This window comes from Arachidicoccus sp. (genome assembly GCF_050436765.1).
In the GTDB taxonomy this organism is placed as follows: domain Bacteria; phylum Bacteroidota; class Bacteroidia; order Chitinophagales; family Chitinophagaceae; genus Arachidicoccus.
Genome location: NZ_JBNQGD010000106.1, coordinates 1 through 5,565, shown reverse-complemented (window position 1 = coordinate 5,565; position 5,565 = coordinate 1). Strand labels below are relative to the sequence as shown.

Below are 5,565 nucleotides of genomic sequence, written 5' to 3'. Positions count from 1 at the left end.
AACTCCTTTCTACCATTCTCCCGCAAAATACATGTTAACTTTTGGGGAGTCTCTCCATCAAAAACTTCCGCTTCGATTCTGAAGCCCTGCATGTCATGAGTTACATTTTTCGCCTCGGGTTTAGAGAAATAACTTTTAGTAAAACATAAATAATAAATAGCGTCTAAGAGATTTGTCTTACCCGTTCCGTTGACGCCACAAATACCCACAATCTTCTTTTGAAAATGAAAAGACTGTTGCGGATAATTCCGAAATTGAACCAAAGAGATTTTTTGAAATACAGACACAACGCAAATGTAAAATCTAAATAGGTAAATTAAAAATTCCCTTGGCAGGCCTTTCAATCTTAATCAAATTGTTAATGAGCCAGATATGCTCATAAGATTATAAGTTTAATATTATTTTTAAACAAATTTTTCAAAGATGAAGAAAAAAAGCACATTTAACGTCAGCTTCATTTTCCTATTAACTGTATTAATTATAGTAAATAAGGCAAATGCACAAACCAAAGAAATGTCGGGCAACCCCATATTTTCAGGTTGGTATGCCGATCCCGAAGCAACAATTTATGGTAATCAATATTGGATATATCCAACTTATTCTGCGAAATATGAAGATCAAGTTTTTATGGATGCTTTTTCATCACCCGATTTAGTTCATTGGACAAAACATCATTCAGTACTCGATACCTCGGAAATTCATTGGGCAAAAAAAGCGATGTGGGCTCCTGCCGTACTCGAAAAAAAAGGGAAATATTATATTTTCTTTGGTGCAAATGATGTGCACCCGGGAGAAGTTGGAGGAATCGGTGTAGCCGTTGCAGATCATCCGGCCGGGCCTTTTAAAGATTTGTTGGGAAAACCTCTAATTAATAAAATTGTCAATGGCGCGCAACCAATAGATCAGTTTGTTTATAAAAATGACGACGGTTCCTATTATATGTTTTATGGCGGTTGGGGCCATTGTAATGTGGTAAAATTAAAAAGTGATTTCACGGGCATCCAACCGTTCGCCGACGGAACTTACTATAAAGAAATAACGCCTAAAAATTACGTGGAAGGTCCTTGTATGCTTAAACGGAAAGGCATTTACTATTTTATGTGGTCCGAAGGTGGCTGGGGTGGCCCCAACTACCGTGTCGCCTACGCTATGTCAAAATCTCCTTTGGGACCATTTAAAAGAGTAGGTGTAATTTTACAACAGGATCCCAGCATTGCAACCGGTGCCGGACACCATTCAGTCATCAAAATTCCGGGCAAAGACAAATACTATATTGTTTATCACCGTAGGCCTTTGGGCGATGATAAAGCCAACGACCGGCAAGTTTGCATTGATGAAATGCATTTTGATAAAGATGGTAAAATTGCCCCAGTAAAAATCACCAAGGAAGGTGTGAAAGAACACAAATTGAAATGAGATATTTCACGACTGCTTTAAACGAAAATGAAGTGATTTCTTTGGAAACACTTCATTTTTTTACGGAAAAGTATTATTTTAATTTTCCACTTCTCCTACTGTAGTAATTTTTAAAATATTAGTAGGTAAATGTGCTTTTACAGGAGTGCTACCTGTGTTAACCACCACATCACCATCTTTAATAAATTTCCTTTCCCGAAGGATATTTATTTGATCATTTACAATTTCATCCAGACTGACTTCCTCATCATAGAAGAACGCCCGAACACCCCAACTAAGGCTTAATTGATTAACCAATTGATGCTCTTTGGTAAAAATATATAAAGGTGTTTCCGGCCTGTAACTACTGATTCTAAATCCGGTATAGCCGCTCTGCGTCATTCCAATCAAAGCTCTTGCATTTACTTCCTTGGCTATCTTACAAGCATTATAACAAATAGCATCGCTCAAAATGGTAGGTGAATGTGCAATTACCTTTACATCAGCAGAGCGGTCATATCGATATTCTGTACGTTCTACTTCTAAAATAATCTTACACATTGTCTCAACTACCAAAGTAGGGTGTTGCCCCATTGCCGTTTCACCACTCAACATTACCGCATCTGCACCTTCTAAAACAGCATTGGCCACATCCGTAATCTCGCTACGATTGGGTTTTGTGCGATCCATCATACTTTCCATCATTTGCGTTGCTACAATTACGGGCTTAGAGCGATGGATACATTTGCGAATAATCTCTCTTTGTGCCAATGGTACTTTTTCCACAGGTAATTCTACTCCCAGATCGCCACGGGCGACCATTACACCGTCGGATTCATTTACGATATTACGCAAATCGTCCATTGCAGAGGGCATTTCAATCTTAGACATCACCTTTATCTTACTGTTCTTTTCGACCACTCGTCTCTTTAAATCAACTATATCCTCTGCTTTACGTACAAATGACAGCGCCACCCAGTCCAATTCCTGCTCCAGTATGAATTCTAAATCAACAATGTCTTTTTCTGTCATAGCGGGCAGAGAAATAACTGTATCGGGTAAGTTGACGCCTTTGTTAGGTAAAAGGTTACCTCCGTAGGTAACGCGGACTTGTACATCGCCTGAAATTTTATCCACGTTGGTCACTACCACTTCTAGCTTACCATCGTCAATTAAAATCTTTTCTCCTATACTTACGTCGTTATGCAAATTTGGATAAGAAACATATATTTTTTCTTTAGTTCCAATTACTTTTTCTGTAGAGGTAAAAGTGAGTATGTCACCTGCAGCTATTGGCAAACAATCATTCTCAATTTTTCCGACCCGTAACTTAGGCCCTTGCAAATCACCTAAAATGGCTACATTATATGGTTCTTTTACATTAATGGCTCGAATACTCTTAATGATTTCAAGTTTGTTCTCATGACTACCATGCGAAAAGTTAAGTCTAAAGACATTCACCCCAGCTTTTACCAACGATAGTAACTGTTCATATTTTTCACAAGCGGGTCCTACAGTTGCGACGATTTTGGTCTTATGAAAATTATGTTGAATGCCTGCTTCTGCATCCATCTCTTTATGCAGATATTTTTCTACGTTTTTCGACATTTTATATGCTTAGTTTATTTGAACATTTGTTATGTATTGGAATAACCCATAAAAATGAAAGTTAAAGTATTTAAATGGAATACCAACTCCCATCTGTAATACTAGCTGGCAAGTATTTTTACAATCCTTAACCAGTCTTCATCTATGACGTCTTTTTCGCGAATAGCTATTTCAAGTGGTGTGTAAGACATTTCATTATTCACAATGCCCACCATTACATTTGATTTCCCTGCCAATAAAGCCTCTATCGCGTGATAACCCATTCGGCTTGCTATTAATCTGTCTGAGCAGGTTGGGGAACCTCCACGCTGTATATGTCCTAAAATGGACACCTTCGTATCGAATTTTGGTAGTCTTTCTTTAATTACTTTAGCGACTTCATTGGCGCCTCCAAATGCATCGCCTTCCGCCACTACAATAATGTTAACTAATTTCTTTCTTTTTTCTTTTTCAGAAAGCGACGCAATTACATCGTCCATATTAGTAGATGCCTCAGGAATCAAAATAGTTTCTGCCCCTGTAGCAATACCACTATGTAATGCGATATATCCGGCATGACGACCCATCACTTCTACTATAAAAAGTCTATCATGAGCATCAGCAGTATCACGTATCTTATCAATGGCCTCAACAGCGGTATTTACAGCAGTATCGAAGCCAATTGTAAAATCGGTCCCATACAAATCTTTATCAATGGTTCCAGGCAAACCAATAACGGGAATACCAAACTCTGCCTGCAGTTTCATAGCGCCGGTAAAGCTGCCGTCGCCACCAATAACGACTAATCCATCGATGCCTCTTCTTTCCAGGTTAGCATAGGCTTTTGCCCTACCTTCTGGCGTGTAAAATTCTTTACATCGAGCCGATTTTAAAATAGTTCCGCCCCGTTGAATAATATTGGCCACCGACCGGGAATCCATTTGAAATATATCGTCTTCCATCATGCCGCTATAACCGCGCATGATGCCATAAACTTCTAATCCAAAATAAAGACCTGTTCTCACTACAGCTCTCAATGCAGCATTCATCCCTGGCGAATCCCCACCGGAAGTTAGAATGGCTATTTTATTTACTTTATTCGACATCTTGAAAATATTATTAATATACGGAAACGATTGCGTTCATCTCCATATAAAGCAGCGAATGTACAAAATAGAAAATAAAATTCTGTGCGCAACAAAGTATATTTTTTTGCTAACAATGATTAGCAAAGCGTTTCAGCAGGATGCACAACGAGTTGAAGTATTTTTTTCTTATACATTAAATCTTTTCTCTCGCCTCATTACGAAAGGAATTGGCAAGCTTATTTTCTGAAAATGCAAAAGAATGGAACAGGAAAATCCGCCACTGTAACCTCCGTTTATTAAAAAATAAGATGCTCTCAATGAAACATTTTTATCAATTCTTCTGGACTGGCGCCGGTTTCCCATGTCTTGATTAAGCGACCATGTTTATTGTAAGCAACCATATAAGGAGTCATACGCAACCGATAAAAACTAGGTATTAAAAAATTTACATCTTTTACAAAATGTATATTTTTAAACTCTGCTAAATGATATCTTTTTGCAAAAGTGTCTATTTCGGCAAAGCTCCCTTCATAGGTAGCCCAAACAAAATAAACATTTTTCAATTTATTCATTTGCTTTGACAACACAGTTGCCTCATGTTCACAGTGCTCACAACTTGGGTTAAAGAATGTAATAACAACAGGAGTATGCTTAGGGATCTGGGCCGTATTAAACCAAGTACTGTCTTGCCGAAGTAATAAGAATTTAGGCAAAGTCGAATCTTTCTGATAAGGCGGTACACTGTCGTAGGTCTGCGCTTGTGTCGACCCAAAAAAGAACATCATTGTACACACGACCAATAAATATTTCATAAATACTCTTTATTATGCTGTTTAATTTCTCTTTTCCTGCTCGCTCTGCCTTTTTCACTTATGCAAACATAAAAGTAATATTTAATTTCTAAGTTATTTGTTATAATTATTTGCAGTTCTTTCGTTAATTCGATGCAGCCACATCGCATAATATATATTCCCTTTGCGCCAAAGTCTGTTCCGCCCGTTTGCCGAGTAGGTGAATCGAAGCTACATGCATAGTGGTCGAAAGCCGGAGTGTGATTAAAAAAGTAATCTGCCGCTTATCCTCGGATATCCCCTTTATGGCGGAAGCGATGCCTTTTCTCTGCAGGTGAAGCAATTGCAGAAGTGACTTTATCAAAAATTAAAAGACTATGGCCATGGAAAAAGCGCGCGGACAACAGACATCTTTGCTTCTCGTCGCAGGAAAGTTCCATCCCATTTTCACTAAACATTTTATTTAATCCATTAGATGATTTTACAGCCCGGGCTATTAACCCTAATAATTGTGCGGCTGTTGCCAACAACAAAGACAAAAAATAAATTTCTTATGAGATTGCAGGTATTTCCAAAGAACGTGCATCTTTTAAAAATAAAACTTTTTCAACCTTAACACGCATACTAAAAACCAGTCCATGAAAGAAGTGACTTTTATTGTATTTGTGTTTTGTTATTTATATAGAGGTTGCAATGCATTTATG

At 37.9% G+C, this 5,565-nt stretch carries 5 protein-coding genes; 1 reads left to right on the top strand and 4 read right to left on the bottom strand.

The features are described 5' to 3' along the window. The coding region (locus ACQR30_RS04295) for an AAA family ATPase (protein WP_429731764.1) at window positions 1–263 on the bottom strand (263 nt) is incomplete at its 3' end. Between the two features lie 160 nt (window positions 264–423). Between ACQR30_RS04295 and ACQR30_RS04290 the strand changes: the two genes are divergently transcribed. Further along, window positions 424–1,416: a glycoside hydrolase family 43 protein gene (locus tag ACQR30_RS04290; protein WP_429731761.1), complete on the top strand. Its 993-nt coding sequence runs from the start codon at window positions 424–426 to the stop codon at window positions 1,414–1,416. Window positions 1,417–1,494: 78 nt separating this feature from the next. On the opposite strand, the gene pyk is transcribed toward ACQR30_RS04290, so the two are convergent. The 3 genes from pyk to ACQR30_RS04275 form a co-directional block, all read right to left on the bottom strand. Beyond that, window positions 1,495–3,003: a pyruvate kinase gene (gene pyk / locus ACQR30_RS04285; RefSeq protein ID WP_429731758.1), complete on the bottom strand. Its 1,509-nt coding sequence runs from the start codon at window positions 3,001–3,003 to the stop codon at window positions 1,495–1,497. 101 nt (window positions 3,004–3,104) lie between these two features. Beyond that, window positions 3,105–4,088 carry a 6-phosphofructokinase gene (pfkA, locus tag ACQR30_RS04280; protein WP_429731755.1) on the bottom strand — a complete coding sequence of 328 codons (984 nt, stop codon included), beginning with the start codon at window positions 4,086–4,088 and terminating at the stop codon, window positions 3,105–3,107. A 296-nt stretch (window positions 4,089–4,384) separates the two neighbouring features. Then, window positions 4,385–4,882: a hypothetical protein gene (locus ACQR30_RS04275; protein ID WP_429731752.1), complete on the bottom strand. Its 498-nt coding sequence runs from the start codon at window positions 4,880–4,882 to the stop codon at window positions 4,385–4,387. Window positions 4,883–5,565: the final 683 nt, after the last annotated feature.

Excerpts from the sequence above, each read along its gene's own strand:
- ACQR30_RS04290 (WP_429731761.1), top strand. The coding sequence starts at position 424 with ATGAAGAAAAAAAGCACATTTAACGTCAGCTTCATTTTCCTATTAACT.
- pyk (WP_429731758.1), bottom strand. The coding sequence starts at position 3,003 with ATGTCGAAAAACGTAGAAAAATATCTGCATAAAGAGATGGATGCAGAA.
- pfkA (WP_429731755.1), bottom strand. The coding sequence starts at position 4,088 with ATGTCGAATAAAGTAAATAAAATAGCCATTCTAACTTCCGGTGGGGAT.
- ACQR30_RS04275 (WP_429731752.1), bottom strand. The coding sequence starts at position 4,882 with ATGAAATATTTATTGGTCGTGTGTACAATGATGTTCTTTTTTGGGTCG.